This window comes from Pseudomonas imperatae (genome assembly GCF_057128625.1).
In genome coordinates this window covers 297,801-318,816 of the sequence record NZ_JBSKHP010000004.1, presented here as the reverse complement: position 1 = coordinate 318,816, position 21,016 = coordinate 297,801, and the positions used below count along the sequence as shown (strand labels likewise).

Here is a 21,016-nt window from a genome sequence, read left to right as displayed (position 1 = left end):
TGCCTTGGCGGTCCATTCTTGCCTTCGGCCACCCCTTCGTGGCCATGGATAATTAAGGTTGGTGAACAGCATGTACCCCGCGATCCACACTCAATGCTTCAAGGCCTACGACATCCGCGGTCAGGTCCCCTCCCAGCTCAACGATGACATCGCCTATCGGATAGGTCGTGCGTTGGTGCTCGAACTCAGCGGCAAGGCCATCGTGGTAGGTCGCGACATGCGTCTGGAAAGCCCTGGCCTGGCTGCTGCCCTGATCCGCGGCATTACCGAGGCCGGCGCCGACGTCATCGACATCGGCCTGTGCGGCACCGAGGAAGTCTACTTCGCCACCAGTCACCACAAGGCTGACGGCGGCGTGATGATCACCGCCAGTCACAACCCCAAGGGTTACAACGGCATGAAGCTGGTGAAGGCCGAATCCCGCCCCATCAGCGGCGATACCGGCCTGGATGCCATCCGCCAGCGTGTCGACGAAGGTAACCTTGGCACCCCGGCCGCCAAGGCTGGCCAGGTGCGCGAAGCCTTCGACAAGACTGCCTACCTGGACCACCTGGTTGGTTACGTCAACGTCAAGGCCCTCAGGCCGCTCAAGGTGCTGGCCGACCCAGGCAACGGCGCCGCCGGCCCGGTGGTGCAGGCCTTGGCCAGTCGCTTGCCGCTAGAGTGGGTCTTCATCAACGTCGAGCCCGACGGCAACTTCCCCAACGGCGTGCCGAACCCACTGCTGCCGGAAAACCGTGAGCTGACCCGCAAGGCCCTGCTGGAAAATGATTGTGACCTGGCCATCGCCTGGGACGGCGACTTCGATCGCTGCTTCTTCTTCGACGCCGACGGCCGCTTCATCGAAGGCTACTACCTGGTAGGCCTGCTGGCCGAGATGCTGCTCAAGCTGCACCCGGGCAGTAAAATCATCCATGACCCACGCCTGACCTGGAACACCATCGAACAGGTGCAGCAGGCCGGCGGCGTCGCCATCCAGAGCAAGACCGGCCACGCCTTCATCAAGGAACGCATGCGCCTGGAAGACGCCGTCTACGGCGGCGAAATGAGCGCCCACCACTACTTCCGCGATTTCGCCTACTGCGACAGCGGCATGATTCCGTGGCTGCTGGTAGCAGCGCTTATGTCCGAGACCGGCAAGACCTTGGCCCAGCTGGTGGACGAGCGGATTGCGGCGTACCCCTGCAGTGGTGAGATCAACTACCGCGTTGACGACGTGCCGGCGAGCATCGAGAAGATCCTGGCGCACTACCTGCCGCAGCAACCTGCCGTGGATCGGACAGACGGCATCAGCGTGGAGTTTGCTGATTGGCGGTTCAGCTTGCGCGGGTCAAACACCGAGCCTTTGCTGCGGTTGAATATCGAGAGCCGTGGGGATGAGGCTGTGGTGGGGGAGCGGTTGGGGGAGATTGAGGGGTTGATTCAGGGGTAGTGAAGGCAAGGCTCCTGAGATTCGGTCGGGGTAATCTAACGGTGCCCCGACCTCCGCTTTGCGCAGAGGCGGAAAATCTGAGTTAACAACTCTTCATGTTTGAGTGGGTGAATTGTATCGGTAATGATGCTATTTTGCCTTTCTTACTGTGAGCCAGTTGGATCAAGGATGTCTAGCGCCAGTGTGTCATTTCCCCTCCCAGCGTTTCTGCCCCAAGTCTCCAGAGGCAGAAAATCTTCGCTCCTGCTTCCAGTCCTGCTCGGAATAACTCTCTAGCTTCAGTGGCTTTGATACGTCAATAGGCGGCGTCGTGCCCCTGCGAGCGGAGTTGGTAAAACTTTTTGTTCTTCTTCAAATGGCTGTTTTAGATGAAAATACTGGTTACTGGCGGTGCTGGCTTCATCGGGTCGGCTGTCATACGTCATATCATTGAAAACACAGATGATAGTGTTATTAACGTCGACAAGCTGACGTATGCTGGCAATTTAGAATCATTGCAGGGCTTTGATCAGGATTCACGTTATGTTTTCGAGCATGTCGATATCTGCGACAGCATTGCAGTAGAGCGTGTTTTTCGCGAGCATAGGCCTGATGTTGTCATGCACTTGGCCGCAGAGTCCCATGTAGATCGTTCTATCACGGGGCCTGCGGAATTCATTCAGACCAATATCGTCGGTACCTATGTGCTCCTTGAAGCAGCTCGCGGGTATTGGAATGGCCTGGAGGCGGCCGGCAAGGACGCGTTCAGGTTTCATCATATTTCCACTGATGAGGTCTACGGGGATCTGGAGGGGCCGGAGGATCTGTTCACCGAAAGCACTCCGTATCAGCCGAGTTCACCTTACTCGGCCAGCAAGGCCAGTTCCGACCACCTGGTGCGTGCCTGGAATCGGACGTTCGGTTTGCCGACACTGATAACCAATTGCTCCAACAACTATGGTCCCTGCCATTTCCCGGAAAAGCTGATTCCCCTGGTAATCCTCAATGCGCTGGAAGGCAAGCAGCTGCCTGTTTACGGCAAAGGTAACCAGGTTCGTGACTGGCTGTACGTGGAAGATCACGCGCGCGCGCTCTACAAAGTAGTAAATGAGGGTGTGGTCGGGGAAACCTACAATATCGGCGGTCACAACGAGAAACAGAACATTGAGGTCGTACGTACCTTGTGTGCCTTGTTGGATGAACTGTGCCCGCAGTCGCCGTTCAAACCTCACGCCAGCCTTATCACGTACGTCACGGACCGCCCGGGCCATGATGTGCGCTATGCAATTGACGCTACCAAAATTCAGCGTGAGCTGGGCTGGACGCCTGTAGAAACTTTCGAGAGCGGCATTCGCAAGACGGTGGAGTGGTACCTGGCAAACCCCCAATGGGTGGCGCGCGTCAAAAGTGGTGAATATCAGCGCTGGGTCGACACCAACTACACTGCCCGCGAGGCGTAGCCTGCCGCCCGGAGTCGTCCCCCGGGCTAGCGCAGCGATATTTCTTCCCCGCCGCACTGGAGAGGTGTGGCGGCGTAATTCAATGCTAATGGAAGCCAAGTAAAAATGACCACGTCTACACGTAAAGGCATCATCCTCGCTGGCGGTTCTGGTACGCGCCTGCACCCACTTACGTTGGGCGTTTCAAAACAAATGCTGCCGGTCTTCGACAAACCCATGATCTTTTACCCGCTATCAGTGCTGATGCTGGCGGGGATGCGCGAGATCCTGATCATTTCGACGCCCGACGATCTTCCAGGCTTTCGCAAATTGCTCGGGGACGGCAGTCAGTACGGCATTGAGCTGACCTACGCTGAGCAACCTAGCCCCGACGGTCTGGCTCAGGCTTTCTTGATTGGCGAGCAGTTCATTGGGCAGGATCCATGCTGCCTGATCCTGGGTGACAATATCTTCTACGGCCAGCATTTCTCGGCCAACCTCGCTGCAGCAAGCGCTCGAACCGAAGGCGCAACCGTTTTTGGTTACCATGTTTCGGACCCTGAGCGTTTTGGAGTGGTTGAATTCGACCAGTCTGGTCGTGCACTCAGCATCGAGGAAAAACCGGCCAACCCCAAATCCAGCTATGCCGTGACAGGCTTGTACTTCTACGACAATTCCGTGGTGGACATTGCCAAGAGCATCCAGCCTTCCGAGCGCGGCGAGTTGGAAATCACCGATGTGAACCGTGCCTATCTGGAGCGCGGAACGCTCAATGTGGAGATGCTGGGCCGTGGATTTGCGTGGTTGGATACCGGAACCCATGAGTCATTGCTGGAGGCCAGCCACTTCGTGCATACAATCGAGCACCGCCAGGGGTTGAAGGTCGCGTGCCTTGAAGAAATTGCGTTCACTGCGGGCTGGATCAGCGCGCAGACTCTGGCAGAGCAGGCCGAGCGTCTGAAGAAGACAGGATATGGTCAATACCTCCAGAAACTGCTGGCTGAATCGATTGCTTGATCAAGTCGCTCTGCCGGGGGGAACATTGATGTCGCGGGCACGACCGAGCGTTGCTGTGTTGTTGGCAGCCTACAACGGCATGGCATGGATCGAGGCGCAGGTGGCTTCGATCCTGGCGCAGCGCGATGTTGCCGTTCAGTTGTATATCAGTGTTGATGAGTCCGACGACGGCACATTTGAGTGGTGCAGCAGATGTGCAATCGAGCACCCGAATGTGTTTCTCCTTTCCATGGAGAACTCGGGCGGCGCCTCGCAGAATTTTTTCCGACTGGTCAGAGACGTCGATTTCCAAGGCACCGATTACGTTGCCTTTGCCGACCAGGATGACCTGTGGCATGCCGGCAAGCTGGCCAGGGCGGTGCAGGTGCTGGTTGAAAGAGGGGTGCAAGCCTACTCGAGTAATGTCACTGCGTTTTGGTCGGACGGGACAGCAAAGCTCATCGACAAGGCACAACCCCAAGTTCGCTGGGATTATCTGTTCGAGGCAGCAGGGCCGGGTTGCACCTATGTTTTGAACCAGGCCCTGGCAACTCATCTTCAAGCCTTTGTCGCAAAGGAGCAGCAGCTCGTTGCGGCTGTATCGATGCACGATTGGTGCATATATGCTTTCGCGCGAAGCCATGGCTACAGCTGGCATATCGATGAGTGGTCGTCAATGGAGTATCGGCAGCACCGTGGCAACGTGATGGGCGCCAACACTGGCCTGGCTCCAATGTTTTCTCGGCTGGCGCGGGTAAGGGAGGGGTGGTGGTTTGCTCAGATCCAATTGATGGCGCGCGTGTCGGCCCCTGGTGGTGACTCATTCACCCGACGATGTGTTCGGTTGGGCCGGCTTCGGATATTCATGCTTGCCTTCAAGGCAGGCAGCTGTCGAAGGCGCCGTCGGGACCAGTTACTGTTTGCAATGATTTGCCTGGCTGCGCCGTTCTTTGTCAGGTGTAAGGTGTCACCGCATATCAGTACGTCAAGCATCGTATAAATGACTGTAGCGAGTAGATTGATGCTATTGCAGATGGGGAGTGGGACTGGGATGCTCTCGATTTTAGCTGGCCTGTTGCCTGCTTACGCCCGACAACCACGCGTGATAAGCTTTCCTGACGGGTTTCCGGCGCTTCTGCGTGCGGGCCAAGGACGGGGGCATGCAGGGTGGGTAAGTAATGTGCGGTTTCACCGATTGACCGGAAGTCGTTTCGTTGAACTCATCGAAGCCGGATTGAAGAAAGGTGTATTGAAATAAATGGAAAGGCAAAGTATATCCCCGTTAAAGTTGCTTAGATCGGCAAAGCTGCATCGGCATTTGTTGTTGAATCTGGCCAAGAGGGAGACGGTAAGTCGCTATAAGGAATCTTTGTTCGGCTTGTTGTGGTCGATCCTTAGTCCTCTGCTGATGCTTACCATTTTTTCCTTTGTGTTCACAAATATTTTCAAGTCGCGCTGGGGGGTGACGGTTGAAAACAGTTCCGTTTCGTACCCTGTTATCCTGTTTGCGGGCCTGATTGTATTCAATTTTTTCAGCGAGTGCCTAGGCAGGTCGCCTTCAATTGTCATTGGTAATCAGAACTTCGTTAAGAAGATAATATTTCCGTTGGAAATACTACCGCTGGTTTCCATATTGTCAGCACTGTTTCAGTCTGCAATCAGCTTCTGCATCCTGCTGATCTTTATTCTGGTGGAAACCGGTGGCATCCCCTGGACGGCGCTACTCTTGCCGATCGGTATGCTGCCTTACCTGATTTTCATTCTTGGAATGATGTTCTGGCTGTCCGCTACAGGCGTGTTTGTGCGTGACATCAGTCAAACAGTCGGGCTTATTACAACGGGGATGATGTTCATATCGCCAATATTCTTCCCGGCGACTTCCTTTCCGGAGCATTGGCAATTTCTCGCGCACTACAATCCTTTGACCTACCCGATTGAGTTGGCTAGGAATCTGCTGGTTTTCGGTGTTGGAATTGAACCCTTTGCCTGGCTCACGTACCTTGGTTTCTCGCTCGTGTTCTGCTGGCTCGGTTATGCGTGGTTCCAAAAACTCAGAATAGGTTTTGCTGATGTGCTCTGATATCGCAATTAAAGTATCGAACGTCTCTAAAACGTTTGAGACCTATGATAAACCGCAGCGTCGTCTTCAGCAGTTCATGTACCGTCTGCTGTCCAAGATCGTGCTGGTACCTCGCTTGCGGCGTTTCTGTGATTCCCGTGCCGCTGCATGCTCGAATAAATTCGAGGCGTTGCACGACATCAGCTTCGAAGTGCAAAAAGGACAGACAGTCGGGATTATTGGCCGCAATGGCTCCGGGAAAAGTACGCTGCTGCAGATCATTTGCGGCACACTGAATCCTACCCACGGCTCTGCCGAAATCAATGGCCGGGTCGCAGCGCTATTGGAGCTGGGCTCAGGCTTCAATCCTGATTTTACAGGCCGCGAAAACGTATACCTGAACGGGCAGCTTTACGGGCTGACCGTCAAGCAAATCGACGAACGCTTCGAGCGTATCGTCGCGTTTGCAGATATCGGCGATTTTGTAGAACAGCCTACAAAGACCTACTCCAGCGGCATGTTGGTTCGCTTGGCTTTCGCAGTAATTGCTCACGTAGACGCTGACGTACTGGTTATCGACGAGGCCCTTGCTGTCGGGGATGCATTCTTTACCCAGAAATGCATGCGCTTTCTCCGTGAGTTCATGAAAACAGGTACGGTTCTTTTCGTGAGCCATGATACAGCATCGGTGAAAAACCTCTGCTCATACGCGGTCTGGCTGGAAAAAGGCAAGGTCATTCAGGAAGGGTTGCCAAAAGTAGTCAGTGATTTTTACCTTGAGGCCTTTTATGAAGCGCAACAAGGGAAGGGAACAACGACAAAGCTCAAGCCAAAGTTGCGTATAGAACGGCAGGTGGCTGTCAAGGATCAGCGGTTGGAATTCATCAATACCACTCAGCACCGCAATGACTTGCAGATTTTTGAATTTAACCACGAATCAAGTTCCTTCGGGCTGGGGACCGCTCAAATCGTCGATGTTTCCTTTACTACGGCTGAAGGGGACAGGTTGCTCTGGTTGGTAGGCGGTGAGTTGGTCACCATCACGATTCTTGCTGTAACGCATCAACAGTTGCACTCTCCGATTGTCGGTTTTTATATCAAGGACAGGTTGGGTCAAACGTTGTTTGGCGATAACACGTTCCTTTCTTATATTGACCATCCAGTCCAGGCAATGGAAGAAGAAGCGCTGCGCTGTGACTTTACGTTCCATATGCCTATCCTGCCAAAAGGTGATTATTCCATCTGCGTGGCGTTGGCTGAGGGTACCCAGGAAGAACATGTTCAAATGCATTGGATTCATGATGCGTTGTTCTTCAAGTCTGAAGCGACCAGTGCAAGCACCGGGCTTATTGGTATCCCCATGCAGGATATCTCGTTGAAGCTCACGGCCGTTCCCGAATTCGATCATAGTTGAGAAGAATATGCTTTTAAATGATATTGGCAAAATGTGCTTTGAGCGCCCTATTTATCTGTCGGGCAAAAGTGCCTGGGCGGAGCATATTCCGTTCGCCTTCTCGCTTATTGAAAAGCTCAAGCCCGGTATTTTCGTGGAACTCGGCACCCACTATGGCGACTCCTACTGCGCATTTTGCCAGGCCATTCAGAAAAGTGAGCTGGATTGCAAGGCGTATGCGGTAGATACCTGGCAAGGTGACGAGCACGCTGGTCTGTACGGCCAGGATGTACTGGATCAACTGCGTGCGCGCCACGATGTGCCTTACGCTTCGTTTTCGCGTTTGCTTCGTGAGACATTTGACCAGGCAGCTACGTACTTCTCCCCAAAAAGCGTGGACCTATTGCATATCGACGGCCTCCACAGCTACGAAGCAGTGAAGAACGATTTCGATACCTGGCTTCCGCTGATGAGCGATCAGGGTGTCATTATATTTCACGATGTGAATGTTCGTGAGAACGGGTTCGGTGTATGGAAGCTTTTCGAAGAAATTGAAAAGCAATACCCAACCTTTTGCTTTGACCACGCGCATGGTCTAGGCGTTGTTGCCGTAGGCAAGCAGATCCCCGAAGACATCAAGTTTCTTTTCCAGCTGTCCGCGGCCGAAACAGTCCACATCAAGGAGTTCTACAAAGAACTCGGCTTCAGCGCGGTCAATGAACGCAAACTTTCCGATGCGCTGCACATCCAGAATGCGGCAGTGGGGCAAGCGGCTACAGAAAACTCGACGTTGACCCATCGCCTCTTTCAGCAGAAAAACGAAAGTGATGAGCTGCGCGCCGACCTCTACGCCAAAGAGCTGGAGGTGCAGCAATTAGGGCAGCGGGTTGCGCAGCTTGAGCATGAATTGCATGTGCGCAACTCCGAGATCCATGCCGTCTTGAATACCAAGGCCTGGCGCTTGTCTTCCAAGGTCAATGACAAGGTTCGACAAGCCAGGAAGCTACGGGTCCTGGCTCGTAAAGTATTGATTGCCAAGGATCGCGTAGGGGGCTGGCGTAACCTCTTCGAACGTGTACAGAGTACGTTGGAGTCCGGCGGCCTGCGCTCTCTTGAGGCAGCTGCCCGTGCTCAACTCCTGACCCCTGATGTGCAGCGTGCGGCGCCTGTCGATGTGCTCAAGGCACGTTTGGCCTTCAACCTGGAGCGAATCAGCCGCCGGTTTTCGGAGCGTCCTGCCCAGGCGTTTGATTTTGGTATCACGGTAAGCCTGGTCATGCCGGTATACAAAGTGCCAGTCGACTTGCTCAAGCAGGCGATTGAGTCCGTGCTCAACCAGTCCTATACCAACTGGGAATTGTGTATCGCCGATGACTGTTCGCAATCTTCGGAGATCACCGCACTGCTCGACGGGTTTGCCAAACGCGATGCGCGCATAAAGTTCGTGACGCTTGACGTCAATGCCGGCATTGCAGGCGCTTCCAATGCCGCATTGAACCTGGCGACGGGGAGCTACGTCGCATTGCTGGATAACGACGACCTGCTGACCAATGACGCACTCTATTGGATCGCCTCCGGCATCCGGGATGACGCTTCGCTGGATATGCTCTACTCGGATGAATGCAAGATCGACGAGAGCGGTGCTGTTCTTGAGGTGTTCAACAAGCCGGATTGGAGTCCCAACCTGCTTTTGAATTGCATGTACACCGGGCACCTGACTGCTTACCGCAAGGCACTGGTTGATGAAGTGGGTGGGTTCCGCTCCGAGTTCGATTTTTCCCAGGACTATGATCTGGCCCTGCGCGTAACCGAAAAAACCTCGAATATCCAGCATATCGAGGAAGTGCTTTACGGCTGGCGTGCAATTGCTACATCTGGCGCTGCTGGCGGCAAACCATACGCAAGGGATTCCAACATTCGTGCGTTGCAGGCGGCCGGAGATCGTCGGGGCTGGAAGGGGACGGCGGTTGCTCTACCGACCGCCAACCGTTTCAAGTTTGACTTTGATGGCAACGAAGCGCTTGTCTCGATCGTTATCCCGTCCGACAACGAAAAAAATATCAGCGATAGCCTCGAGTCGATCAAAAAATCGACGACCTGGAAGCGCTATGAAATTCTTGTCGTGACGAATTCGAGAATCGTCGACTTGCTGGCCCCGGTTTACCCGGATGCAAATATTGTCTTTGTCCGCTATGACCTGCCCTACAGCTTCTCGGACAAATGCAACCAAGGTGCGAAAGCTGCGAGCGGTGAGTACCTGGTCTTCTTCAACGATGACGTACGCGTTCAGTCTGCTGACTGGGTCGAGTCGCTGGTCGAGTACTTGCAGCTGCCGGATGTGGGCATCGTTGGGCCCAAGCTGGTTTACGAGAGCAACACGATTCAGCACGCGGGTATGGTGACAGGTGTTCGCCGGCTGCTGGGTACGGCCTTCCACTGCCTGCCAGAAAATACCGGGGCGCATTATAATTTTGCGCAATCTGTTCGTGAGGTTTCCCTTATCTGTGGTGCATGCCTGGCCATCAGGAAAGACATTTTCGAGCAGGTGAAGGGCTTTGACGCCGTCAACGCCCCAATCAACCATTCCGATGTCGATCTGTGCTTCAAGGTTCGCGAGCTCGGGTTCTCCTGTGTGTACACGCCGCACTCCACCCTGACGCATATCGGGCATATGTCGCTTGCCTCGGTAGATGCCGCAGACAAGGTCAAGGCGCCAAAGAAGAAAGACAAGGCTGATATTTATATCCTGCGTCGATTCGCCAGCTTGTTGGCTCGTGACCCCTATTACACCAAGGCAATGCGGGAGCAGTTGTTCCATGACTCTCCGGAGTACTACGAGGTGTTCGCTCAAGGCGCAACGCGAACAGAGGGTGGCAAGGATATTTTGCTGTTTTCCCATGACCTTACGGAAAGTGGCGCGCCACGCATTGTCTTTGAACTGGCGAAATTGCTGACTCAGGCAGGTCATTTCGTCGTGGTCATGTCGCCTACTGATGGGCCCATTCGCGCGGCGCTTCAAGCGTTGGGCGTCGTGGTGATCGTGGATGAGCTCATGCTGGCTCAGCACGCCTCGGTATATGACTTTGCGCGCAACTTCGACAAGCTGATCTGCAATACGGTAGTGACCTACCCTATCGTGAATCAATTAGCGGATGTGGTTGAAGTGTATTGGTATATCCACGAAACCAATTTGTTCACCCAAATGGCGGCATCCAACCCTGAATTCGTTGCGGCGCTTCGCAAGCCTGAAAGAATCTGGGCAGGCAGCAAGCTGGCGGCGGCGCCCATCGTGACATACCACCGCAATACCGAGGTGGTTGAGTATGGATTCCCCGGCCTTGAGTCGGCCGAGGGCCGCCAGCGGAAACCTGGAGAAGGTGAACCACTGGTCATCAGGACGTTCGGGTCGTTCGAGCCAAGGAAAGGGCAGGATTTGCTTGCGGTCGCCATTAAGGGGCTACCTTCTGATCTCGCGCGCAAGTGCAAGTTTGAGTTCTACGGCCGCGTGCTGGACAAGGCGTTCTATGAAGGGCTGCAGTCTATCGTCAGCAGTTTACCCAATGTGGAACTGCATGGTGATCTCGACTATCAAGCGTATGTAGAGCTCATGTTCTCTACGGACATGGTGGTTGTACCTTCGCGCGATGACACATTACCGCTGGTCTCCCTGCATGCGCTGAGCGTCGGCGTCCCCATGATGTGCACGGTCAATACTGGCACATCAGCCTACGTTCGCCATCGTGATTCGGGCTTTGTTGTCCCAAGCAACGAGCCGGCGGCCATCACTAAAGTGTTGATAGAAGCCATCAATTCCTCGGCGCAATGGGACCGAATTGGTAGCGCGGGCAAGGAAGTGTTTGATCATTGTTTCTCTGAACAGGAGTTTTCCAAGAAGCTCCTGCACCAATTGTCTCTGTAGCCAGGATCATTCGGTATGAAATGTGCAATCTTGGGTGGGACGGGTTTCATTGGCAGCCACTTGATCAATGCGCTCATTGCGCAAGGGCATGAGGTGAGCTCGCTGACCCGGCACGTCCCGCCTCAGAATACGATTTTGTCCGATGAGGCCATGGCTCAGGTTCGTTGGCACATGGGGAACTACGAAAATCGCGAGGACGTTAAGGAGATTCTCGAGGGGGCGGATATCTGTTTCCACCTGATCTCCTCATCGCTCCCCGGGAACTCCAACAAGGACCCATCGTGGGACATCAGTACAAACGTCTGTAACTCGCTGCAAGTGATGGAGTTGGCTGTTTCGCTGGGGCTGAAGGGTCTCTACTTCGTGTCTTCTGGTGGAACCATCTATGGGGACGCTCAGGTTCTTCCAATTCCTGAAGAGCACCCCTTGGAGCCTACATGCTCCTATGGGGTGAGCAAGCTGGCAATCGAAAAGTATCTGGCGTTGTTCGAGCGGCTTCACCGGCTGCCGTACAAGATCATTCGATTGGCTAACCCCTATGGCCCGGGGCAGGATGTGAACAAGGCCCAAGGTGCGGTCTCGGTCTTCATAGAGCGCTCACGGAATCTGCTCCCTATAGAAATATGGGGAGATGGTTCTAATGTTCGTGACTATATCTACATTGATGATGCCATTCGGGGCATCATCGGGCTGATGGGTTACGAAGGGAAGGAGCGGATATTCAACCTGGGGTCTGGCCAAGGACGGTCGCTGCTGGAAGTCATAACGGAAATATCCAAATGGGTTGATCCGATGCCGGATGTGAAATTCCTCCCTGCGCGAGAATTTGATCTGAAAGCGAACGTTTTGGATATTTCGAAGGCGCGAAGCTGTTTCGGCTTTGAACCAATTGTGTCTTTCGATAACGGCATCCGTCGAACGTTGGAATGGCAGAACTCGAAAAAGTTGGTCAAGGTCGTTAAGAAGTAGTGGGGGGCGGAAGGGGGGCGGAGCCTCCCTTCCATTGGCCTGCCTTATTTTCTGAATGCACCTAACCGTGCCGCCAGGCCATCGGATACCGAAGTGGCAATCAGCTTCAGGCGTTCTGCTCGATTTGTTGAGACGAGCACGCTGAATAGCGCTACCGCCACCGCCTGTTTCATGAACTTCAATTTCCAGCGCAACGGTACATGCTTGAGCCTGAATAAGTGAATTGAGTTTCGCACCTTGTAATAGTTTCTAACGGCGGAGTGTATCGATATTTCCCTGTCGCGCAGCAGCCAGAGACGGATGACTCTATCCCCCAGGGAATGATAGAGGCGGGTAGTCGATGTTTGATATAGCGTATAGCCCTTGTTGGTGGCTCTGAAGCACCACTCGTGATCAATATGATCAATAAATAAATCACCCATCATCAGGCCGACTTGCTGAAGGTGACGTGTTTCAATAAGCATGCCAGAAGAAATCAAGAACTCGCGCTGGATAGGCTCAGCTTGTTCCGTAGTGGCTTCAGGGTGATTTTTAAGGCGCCGATCAACAAATGTAGGACCAACTGCTGCAGCATTGTCTTTCTGTAGCTGATTCAACGCGATATGCAGGTTGGCAACAAAGTTGGCTTCGGGTTTGCTGTCTTGATCCAGTAACAGAATACGCTCGAATTTGTGCTTCAGCGCGTGGGAGAGGCCGACGTTTTGCGCGTTTGCCAGGCCGGTATTACCCTGCATTTCAATCAGGTCTACTGAAAAGCTGTTGCCGAAAACGTTTAGCCATTCCGATAAATTTTGATTCGAATGATTATCAATTATAAGCGTTTTGTTTACCTGGCCTTCGAGAGACAGGAGCGTTTCGGCCAACTCGTCCAGGTTGGGGTTGAAGGTGACAATCACGCATAAGGTGCCAGGAAAGCGCTGGGTCGGGAGAGCTGATTTTTCCATGTCGGCGCCTAAAGCTTTTTGAACAGGACAGTAAGCGCTAACGCTGTATTCCCAATGAGACTTTGCCGATGTGCGCCTGAGCGAATTAGGCAGTAAATACGACGGATAACCGATCCGGTTCTAGCTTTATCAAACCAGTCGAGGGCTGTGCTGTTCTCGTCTTTCAGCAGTAGGCGTGCGTCCTGGAGTGTTGCAATGTTTGATTCATTCCATCGGCTAAAATCCCCGCCCAACATCTTTTTAAAACGCCTGAACATGTTGTTCACGCTGGCATTTGCGCCGATCAGATTTTTAGCGTGCTGCCGATAGTCGATTAGCGGGTCGGGGCTAAAATGAATCTGTCCGCCACAGCCGGTGATCAGTAAGTAACACCACCAGTCATGGGCAATAAGTGGATGCTGGTAAGCCGTGTTGCTGAGTAGTTGCCGCGCCCTGCCGTTAAACAGCATGGTGTTCCCGCCAGCGATATTTTGCACCAGCGCATTCGCAAAGGAGGGCGGGGTTGTAAAGTTGGCGGAGTAACCCACGACGTCACCAGTGGCATCGACAAGGCGGCTTCGGGAGCAGAACAGGGCAGGCCGTCCATCAGCATTTTCCTGCAGGCAATTGATGCCGCGCTCTAGTCGCTCCGGATGCCATACGTCGTCTTGGTCACAGAAAGCGAAATAATCGGCATCGATCATTCTGTTTTGTAACAGAGATAAAAAGTTGCTGACGAAGCCTTGGCCTGGCCCTCGCAAAATAACCAATTTGCGCTCCCCTAGATTTCGCTGCGCATCACTGAGAATTTTTAGCGTGCCGTCGTGGGAGCCGTCATCTGACGCATATATAACCCAATTTGTATGTGACTGGTTGATCAGTGAGGAGATTTGAGCTGCGAGAAACGCTTCGCCGTTGTAGGTCGCGAGGAGGATGGCAACCAGGGGGGCGTTTCCGTGGGTGCTTTGTGATGAATCATTGGAAGAAAAATCTTGCAACTTTAATCCTCTTGCTTTGACTCTTTACATCCTACGATGTTGCAAGGTGGGATGCTCACTTTAAATAGGGGGCGCGTATTGAGCGGAAGGCGCCCGTATTTCGCAGTTCGTGTCCACATGATATGAGGTCCTTAGCCATAAGTCACCTTTGTGAACAGTTACCCCCGGGCAGCGGAAGCCGCCGCGACCGGGAGCGAGGTAATTTCGTAATTAGCGGTTCTGGCCCAAGGCCAGGCTTTTCAGGGAGAATGTCGGGCATCCTGCTGGTGTGACGATATCGAATCTGACTTCATCAATAAGCTGGTCCGCGGGCCAACCTTTGGCGGATGAAATATCGACTGACGTTACACCCTGGCTTACCGCAAACGTCGCGCTGTCCGCCTCGTTGAAACCTTTATTTTTCGTCGACCAGAATATCTGGATCGGAAATTTCGTGTCGGCAGTATTTTTGCACGTCAGCTCGAAAGTCAGCTGCTTGGCGTCTGAACCGAGCAAAGGTTTGGAGGGCTTGAAAACGATGTAGGGGTCTATTCCGGTGATCTGGTACGTGTCAGCCTCCGAAGTGGCCACGACGTCGTGCTGATGGCTTACCTGGCCTTCTGCCAGCGGGGTGAGTGTATCGCGAGAACGGGAGATCACGAACTGAGGAGGAGGTGCCAGGAAGAAGCCCATTCTCGTAACCCGCTCCACTGCAGAAAAGATCACATAGTCGGGTTTGAAGGTTGCGATCAGTTCGGCTACTTGGTTGGGGTCTACCTGATCGTAATGAATTTGCAGACTTTGGGAAAACGTTGCCGCCATGAACGGTGAAAGGGATATGCCGAATGAATCTCGTAGCCATAGTACTTTCCGGTCGTTCAAGGCGCCTTTGGAAACAACCAGCAGTGGTTTTTGCGGCGCCTCAAGCTCTGGGTTCGGGCCTGAGCCCAGCAGCTTCCCCGTCTGGTAATCGTATTGGTCGACTGTTAGCTGAGGCGAGGAGGCGAATTTCAATGCCACTTGAGTGTCATTGGTTGAACCCTGGATTCGTTGAAAGCGCGACAGGTCTCCGCCAGGGCGTACTGATACGTTTTCCACTTCTCCCAGCTCAGGGGATGGCCAGCGAAGGTCGGGCTCGACACGGTTCAAATTTTGCTCCAGTGCCTGGAACGCCACCCACGCACCAAGGCTATTCCAATGGGTGTCTGTCTTGAAGTACAAAGGTTGAGCAGACGCGTTCTTTGCGGCGAGCATCGGGGTAAACGTATCGACATACAGTTGGGCGGGCGCGAGGTGGATAAACTCACGGCTCACCTGATTAGGGGCGTGGGCCGCCCAGCTTGGCAAATACTCAGGGTAAATGGAGTCTTTGTCGGGACCGATGAGTACCCGATATTGCTTCACCCCGTGGTGCTTCAACCACGCTTCCCAAGCGACCTCGTTGGCGACGATCTGCTGCACCAACGGGGTGGTGCTGGGCGTGACGCCGTTGCGTTTTATCGAGATCGATTGGGCGTGATCATCCCCCAGGAAAAACCATCCGTGTTTGCCGAGAATGACTTGCCCTGGATTAATGGAGATCCCCAATACGCTGTACAGTTTTCCGAGTGCTGGCAGCGCAAAGTCGACATTATAGAGGAAGGACGTGTTCCACCATTTTGTCTTGCTGTTCGCAAGGGTATCCAGTCTGGTGCTGAGGTTGAAAACGGGTGCGATGAGTAACGCGACCAACGCAAACAAGAAGAATGCTGATATTTTCTTTTTCATCTGCAAGGCACTCAAAAATTGAAATACAGGAATACAGTGCTGGTGGATTTCAGTGTTGCGTACATCGCAATGCTGAAGAGCAATGACATTCCCAACACTTTTTTCCAGCCAAAGGCGCCTTGAGTGGTCAGTTCAAACGAATTTCTTTGCGCGCTGATAAGGAAACCCATGATAATCATGAAGAAACACAGCGCGTTGACTGCCATGCCCTCGGGCAAAACGCTCAGGAGATGGTCGGAAAGCACGCCGCCCCAGGCCAGTTCGGCAGTCGGGATGGCTGGAATGGGCACGGCAGCCGCAGATTTGAGGTTGAACATGCTGTGCAGAATATGGCTTGCATCGCTCATGGACGTTGCGCGGAAGAACACCCAGGTGATGTTCACAAACAGGAACGTCACTGTCCAGGCAACCACCGTAGGCATGTTCATGCCTAGCTGTTTCCATGCTCGGTGAATAATCAGCGCACCCCCATGGAGTGCTCCCCATACCACGAACATCCAGCTGGCACCGTGCCACAACCCACCGAGGACGAACGTGAGCATAAGGTTCACATACACTCTGACGGGCGAACAGCGATTCCCGCCTAGCGGGATATACAAGTAATCTCGCAGGTAACGGCTCAGCGTCATATGCCAGCGTCGCCAGAAATCCTGAATGTCGAGTGCCTTGTACGGAGAGTTAAAGTTTAGCGGCAACCAGATGTTGAACAGCAACGCCGCGCCAATCGCCATGTCGCAGTAGCCGCTAAAGTCGAAGTAAAGTTGGAAGGTGTAAGACAGGCTGGTCGCCCAAGCGCTGAAAAAGTCATGTAGAACACCGTGTGCAAAGCCGGCGTCAGCCCAGATTGCGAAGGTATCCGCCAGGATGACTTTCTTGAACAGCCCAATGCTGAAAATAAACAGCCCCAACAGAATATTCTTGTGCCGAATGAACAGCGTCCAGCGTGACTTGAATTGCGACATCATCTCTTTGTGGTGAAGGATGGGGCCTGCAATCAAATGCGGAAAAAACGTGACGAAAAGTGCGTAGTTTACAAGGTCGTACTCTTTTGCTTCCCCACGGTAGCTGTCCACCAGAAACGCAATCTGGGTAAAGGTATAAAAGCTGATCCCCAAGGGCAGTATTATCTGTTGCAGGCCAATGGATAAGCCGGTCAAGCCGTTAAAGTTGTCTATCAGGAAATTCGCGTACTTGAAGTAGGCGAGCAGCGCGAGGTTGATAGCAATGCCCAGTGCCAATACGATTTTTTTTGAGGACGGTTTCAGCAGGTTCGTCGAATGAGGTGAAACCCATCGCCCCATCAGGTAGTTGAAACCAATCGATCCTAGCAACAGGGGTAGGTAGGCAACGCTCCAGTAGGCATAGAAGTAAAGGCTGGCTGCAACCAACCATAGTTTTCCCGCCGTGATCCAGCGCCGCCTGTTCAATGAAAAATAAATCAGGAATACAATGGGTAAATAAACCAGGATGAACGCGGACGAACTAAAAATCATGAACACACCTAAGGATGGGATGATCCAGTTTTTGTTGAGGTGGCGACGGCTGCTAGGCTACCCGCATAAACGGGTTGAACGGTGATTGGAGGGCGGTATTTCAGGGGGGTATAGTTTGGCTTGAGTGATCACGCTTCAGCTCTATTCTTGTGTGGTCAGGTGACGACCTGCTTGCCTGAAGAGACTCCTTGAGACGCCGGGTGACTTGGCGCATTTCGGTGCTATCCCTTCCCGAAACGGTCGATACAATGTTGTGCTGGCTCTGTGTATTCCGTAACGGCGAAGATACCATAGGCAATGGTTCTCCGGGAGTCTTCTCGCGTCTACATCAATGCCGGTCATGACCTCACGCCGAGGCTGACGTTTTTTTCATCTGGTACCTGTGTCTGTGGAATCCGCGGGCGCTTGCAGGGTCGGATTTTATCCGAATGTGACAAGATTAATGTTTTCAACGAGGGGCGGGCTCATGGCAGTATTGAGCCACCCGCCTTGCGCTCTCCAGCCGGCACGCGGGAGGCAAGCGGTATCGAGATTTCCGAGGATGTAAAGATGGTGTCGTTTTGGTTGTTTGCAGTGGCTTTACTTTCCTTTGCCCTTACCGGTTGGCTACGTCGATATGCGATCGCCAAAGCACTGATGGATCTGCCCAACAGCCGCAGTTCGCACACTACTCCTACCCCGCGCGGCGGCGGAGTGGCCATTGTCTGCTCTTTCCTCGTTGGAATGGGGTGGCTTTACGGCAGTAACTTGGTCGATGGTGCAACATTCGCCGCGGTGCTTGGCAGTGGTCTATTGATAGCTACCGTAGGCTTCATGGATGATCGTGGGCATATTCCCGCCCGTTGGCGATTGCTTGGCCATTTCTGTGCCGCTGCCTGGGCAATCTATTCGCTTGGAGGTTTTCCGCCGGTCATCCTGGCGGGTGTTGAAGTTAGTTTAGGTTGGGTGGGAAGTGCCTGTGCAATCCTTTATTTGATGTGGCTATTGAATCTTTATAACTTTATGGACGGTATAGACGGGATAGCGACAGTGGAGGCCATGTGCGCCTGCTTCGGAATGTGTGCTCTTTATTGGATATCCGGTCATGCGCATCTTATGTGGGCACCCTTGTTTCTTGGTGGGGCGGCGACCGGCTTCCTGATCTGGAATTTTCCTCCTGCCAAGATTTTCATGGGGGATGCGGGCAGCGGTTTCCTTGGGATCATTCTCGGCATCCTTTCGTTACAAGCTGCTCATGTCGATTCCCGGTTGTTGTGGGCATGGCTCATTCTTCTGGGCGTATTTATCGTCGATGCAACTTATACCTTGTTTCGACGCCTGATTCGCGGAGACAAGGTCTACGAAGCTCACCGAAGCCATGCGTACCAATTTGCTTCCCGGCTCCATGGGGGGCATTTCCCGGTCACTATGGCCGTTTTGGTGGTGAACCTTTTCTGGCTCTTGCCCCTCGCTTGGCTGGTGGCATGCCAGCGGCTGGACGGGGTGCTGGCAACATGTATCGCCTATGTTCCACTTACAGTAATGGCCATTAGATATCATGCAGGAGAGCTAGAGGTTGTACAGCCTAAAACGCACGACTAGCACCTGTTTTTGGATTACCCTTGTGCGATGGAAGCGCCCGGCCCTTGCGCTTTTCGCAATGGTCAAACCAATTGGTTGAGGTTTATGGATAAGACACGTGCCTTTTTGTTGGGCTTGCCTAGAAAGCAGAAGCGCCTGATTCAGGTTGTCATGGACGTTGTCTTGGTCTGGGCCGCGTTGTGGATGGCCTTTATCGTCCGGCTCGGCATAGACGACATGTATAACCCTTTCAAGGTTCACACCTGGTTGTTTGCATGTGCGCCGGCTGTTGCCATACCCCTGTTTATTCGTTTCGGCATGTATCGCGCAGTCATGCGCTATTTTGGTAATGACGCCTTGATTGCAATTATCAAGGCGGTCAGCCTGTCGTCACTCATCCTGGCGGTTATAGTTTATTGGTACAGTAATCATCAAGCCGTTGTTCCTCGATCCATTGTGTTCAATTACTGGTGGCTTAGCCTTGTCATTATTGGCGGGCTGCGGTTGGGCATGCGCCAGTATTTCATGGGCAACTGGTTAAGCGGCGCCCATGCTTCCATGTCATTCAACCGGGACGATGGCCTGACTAAAGTCGCGGTCTACGGCGCAGGTGTTGCGGGTAACCAATTGGTTGCCGCATTGCGGATGGGACGTGTAATGCGCCCCGTGGCTTTCATTGATGATGATGCCAGTATTACCGACCGTGTAATCGCGGGGCTCCAGGTGTTCAAGCCTGGCAGGATCCAGCACATGATCGATGTAACGGGGGCGCAGGAAATATTGCTGGCATTGCCGTCGACCACAAGAGCTCGTCGAAGGGAAATTCTCGGTTTTCTGGAGGGGTTTCCCCTGCACATCAGAAGTGTGCCGAGTTTTACCGATCTGGCCAGCGGCCGCGTCAAGGTTGATGATATTCAAGAGGTCGATATTGCTGACCTCCTGGGTCGTGACGCTGTACCGGCCCAAGATGATTTGCTGGAACATTGCATCAATGGGCAGGCCGTGATGGTCACCGGCGCTGGCGGATCGATTGGCTCCGAGCTGTGCCGTCAGATTGTCGCCCTGCGGCCGACACTCCTGGTGCTATTCGAGCACAGCGAATTCAACCTGTACAACATCATGACCGAGCTCGACCAGCGACTGGCTCGCGAGTCTCTCCGTGTTGAGCTGTTGCCTATCCTGGGTTCAGTACGGCATCCGCACAAACTCCTGGACGTCATGAAAACCTGGAGCATCAACACGGTCTACCATGCGGCTGCCTACAAGCATGTGCCAATGGTTGAGCACAATGTCGCTGAAGGTGTGTTGAACAATGTAATCGGTACATTGAATACCGCCCAGGCGGCACTACAGGCCGGTGTGGCAAATTTCGTGCTGATTTCCACTGACAAGGCGGTCAGGCCGACCAATGTCATGGGCAGTACCAAACGGCTGGCCGAAATGACGCTGCAGGCCTTGAGCCGGGAAGTGGCGCCCGTTTTGTACGGCGACCCAGCCAATGTTGCTCGCGTCAATAAAACGCGTTTCACCATGGTGCGGTTTGGCAATGTGCTCGGGTCCTCCGGGTCTGTGATCCCTCTGTTTCACAAGCAGATAAAATCGGGCGGGCCGCTGACGGTGACTCATCCGAAAATTACACGCTACTTCATGACTATCCCCGAAGCAGCCCAATTGGTCATTCAGGCGGGTTCGATGGGGCAGGGCGGCGATGTCTTCGTGCTGGACATGGGGGAGCCAGTACGTATCGCCGAGCTCGCAGAGCGCATGATCCATTTGTCAGGACTAAGTATTCGATCCGAAAAGAATCCCCAGGGCGACATAGCCATCGAGTTCACGGGGTTGCGCCCCGGGGAAAAGCTTTACGAAGAGTTGCTGATCGGCGACAACGTGGTCATGACGCGCCACCCCATGATCATGAGTGCTCACGAAGATTTTCTGCATTGGGATGTGCTCAAGGAAAGGTTCGTGGAACTACTGGCTGCAGTCCATGCTGACGATTACGGAAAGGTCCGGCAGTTATTGCGAGAGACGGTCAGCGGTTACGCTCCAGATGGCGAAATCGTGGATCTGATCTATCAGCAGAAACGTTCCGAACCGTAGGCGTCGAGGG

The 21,016-nt window shown here is 53.6% G+C and carries 14 protein-coding genes; 10 read left to right on the top strand and 4 right to left on the bottom strand.

Features of this window, described 5'->3' with window-relative positions:
- Window positions 1–70: 70 nt before the first annotated feature.
- From ACWKWX_RS07905 to ACWKWX_RS07870, 8 genes are all read left to right on the top strand, one after another.
- A complete protein-coding gene (locus ACWKWX_RS07905; RefSeq protein WP_483827424.1) occupies window positions 71–1,432 on the top strand; it encodes a phosphohexomutase domain-containing protein in 1,362 nt (453 codons plus the stop codon).
- Between the two features lie 368 nt (window positions 1,433–1,800).
- Window positions 1,801–2,871 carry a dTDP-glucose 4,6-dehydratase gene (gene rfbB, locus ACWKWX_RS07900; RefSeq protein WP_483827423.1) on the top strand — a complete coding sequence of 357 codons (1,071 nt, stop codon included), beginning with the start codon at window positions 1,801–1,803 and terminating at the stop codon, window positions 2,869–2,871.
- Window positions 2,872–2,976: 105 nt separating this feature from the next.
- Complete coding sequence (gene rfbA, locus ACWKWX_RS07895; protein ID WP_475505828.1) at window positions 2,977–3,867, top strand: glucose-1-phosphate thymidylyltransferase RfbA; 891 nt, start codon at window positions 2,977–2,979, stop codon at window positions 3,865–3,867.
- Window positions 3,824–4,846 (top strand): glycosyltransferase, encoded by a 1,023-nt coding sequence (locus ACWKWX_RS07890; protein WP_475505827.1) that lies wholly within the window; start codon window positions 3,824–3,826, stop codon window positions 4,844–4,846. The genes rfbA and ACWKWX_RS07890 overlap by 44 nt, the downstream gene beginning before the upstream one ends.
- A 258-nt stretch (window positions 4,847–5,104) precedes the next feature.
- The gene (locus ACWKWX_RS07885; protein ID WP_483827422.1) at window positions 5,105–5,926 is read left to right on the top strand and encodes an ABC transporter permease; all 822 of its coding nucleotides are present in this window, start codon (window positions 5,105–5,107) and stop codon (window positions 5,924–5,926) included.
- The gene (locus ACWKWX_RS07880; protein WP_483827421.1) at window positions 5,916–7,319 is read left to right on the top strand and encodes an ABC transporter ATP-binding protein; all 1,404 of its coding nucleotides are present in this window, start codon (window positions 5,916–5,918) and stop codon (window positions 7,317–7,319) included. Before ACWKWX_RS07885 ends, ACWKWX_RS07880 begins: the two co-directional genes overlap by 11 nt.
- Window positions 7,320–7,326: 7 nt before the next feature.
- A complete protein-coding gene (locus tag ACWKWX_RS07875; protein WP_483827420.1) occupies window positions 7,327–11,217 on the top strand; it encodes a glycosyltransferase in 3,891 nt (1,296 codons plus the stop codon).
- A gap of 15 nt (window positions 11,218–11,232) precedes the next feature.
- Window positions 11,233–12,186: an NAD-dependent epimerase/dehydratase family protein gene (locus ACWKWX_RS07870; RefSeq protein ID WP_475505823.1), complete on the top strand. Its 954-nt coding sequence runs from the start codon at window positions 11,233–11,235 to the stop codon at window positions 12,184–12,186.
- 44 nt (window positions 12,187–12,230) lie between these two features.
- Here ACWKWX_RS07870 and ACWKWX_RS07865 read toward each other — a convergent pair whose 3' ends face one another.
- The 4 genes from ACWKWX_RS07865 to ACWKWX_RS07850 all read right to left on the bottom strand — a co-directional run bounded on the left by ACWKWX_RS07865 (window position 12,231) and on the right by ACWKWX_RS07850 (window position 17,346).
- Window positions 12,231–13,130, bottom strand: a complete 900-nt coding sequence (locus ACWKWX_RS07865) for a glycosyltransferase family 2 protein (RefSeq protein ID WP_483827419.1) — start codon at window positions 13,128–13,130, stop codon at window positions 12,231–12,233.
- An 8-nt stretch (window positions 13,131–13,138) separates the two neighbouring features.
- Window positions 13,139–14,107 (bottom strand): glycosyltransferase family 2 protein, encoded by a 969-nt coding sequence (locus ACWKWX_RS07860; RefSeq protein ID WP_483827418.1) that lies wholly within the window; start codon window positions 14,105–14,107, stop codon window positions 13,139–13,141.
- A 210-nt stretch (window positions 14,108–14,317) separates the two neighbouring features.
- Entirely contained in the window at window positions 14,318–15,853 is a 1,536-nt protein-coding gene (locus ACWKWX_RS07855) for an alginate O-acetyltransferase AlgX-related protein (protein ID WP_483827417.1), read from the bottom strand.
- Window positions 15,854–15,864: 11 nt separating this feature from the next.
- Window positions 15,865–17,346 carry an MBOAT family O-acyltransferase gene (locus ACWKWX_RS07850; RefSeq protein ID WP_483827416.1) on the bottom strand — a complete coding sequence of 494 codons (1,482 nt, stop codon included), beginning with the start codon at window positions 17,344–17,346 and terminating at the stop codon, window positions 15,865–15,867.
- A 549-nt stretch (window positions 17,347–17,895) separates the two neighbouring features.
- On the opposite strand from ACWKWX_RS07850, the gene ACWKWX_RS07845 reads away from it, so the two are divergent.
- Both ACWKWX_RS07845 and ACWKWX_RS07840 read left to right on the top strand, forming a co-directional pair.
- A complete protein-coding gene (locus tag ACWKWX_RS07845; RefSeq protein WP_483827442.1) occupies window positions 17,896–18,927 on the top strand; it encodes an MraY family glycosyltransferase in 1,032 nt (343 codons plus the stop codon).
- 84 nt (window positions 18,928–19,011) lie between these two features.
- Window positions 19,012–21,006: a polysaccharide biosynthesis protein gene (locus ACWKWX_RS07840; protein WP_483827415.1), complete on the top strand. Its 1,995-nt coding sequence runs from the start codon at window positions 19,012–19,014 to the stop codon at window positions 21,004–21,006.
- Window positions 21,007–21,016: the final 10 nt, after the last annotated feature.